Here is a 689-nt window from a genome sequence, read left to right on the forward strand (position 1 = left end):
ACCGTCAACAACGGCCACATGATCGAGATGCAGAAGCTCACGCCCTTCTTCGAAAAGGCCAACCCCGACATCAAGCTCAAGTGGGTCACGCTCGAGGAAGGCACGCTGCGCCAGCGCGTGACCACCGACATCGCCACCAAGGGCGGCCAGTTCGACGTGATGACCATCGGCCTGTACGAAGCGCCGATCTGGTCGAAGAAGGGCTGGCTGCAGCCCATCGCCACCGATGCCGCCTACGACGCCGACGACCTGCTGCCCGCCATCCGCGCCGGCCTGTCGCACGAAGGCAAGCTCTACGCCGCGCCGTTCTACGGCGAGAGCTCGATGCTCATGTACCGCAAGGACCTGGCCGACAAGGTCGGCTTCAAGATGCCCGAGCAGCCCACCTGGGCGCAGGTGAAGGAGCTGGCCGGCAAGATCCATGACCCCAAGGGCGGCCTGTACGCCATGTGCCTGCGCGGCAAGCCGGGCTGGGGCGACAACATGGCCTTCCTGACCACGCTGGTCAACACCAACGGCGGCCAGTGGTTCGACATGCAGTGGAAGCCGCAGATCGACACCAAGCCCTGGAAGGACGCCATCGGCTTCTACGTCGACCTCATGAAGGCCTACGGCCCGCCGGGCGCCTCGGCCAACAGCTTCAACGAGAACCTCGCGCTCTTCAACGAAGGCAAGTGCGGCATGTGGGT

At 64.7% G+C, this 689-nt stretch carries 1 protein-coding gene; it reads left to right on the forward strand.

What is annotated here, in order from left to right; all coding sequences use genetic code 11:
• Positions 1 to 689, forward strand: a 689-nt coding sequence (locus AC07O4_RS31500) for an extracellular solute-binding protein (protein WP_495306622.1), incomplete at both ends; no start/stop codon positions are given.

Source organism: Variovorax sp. GW821-FHT09D04, assembly GCF_059416405.1.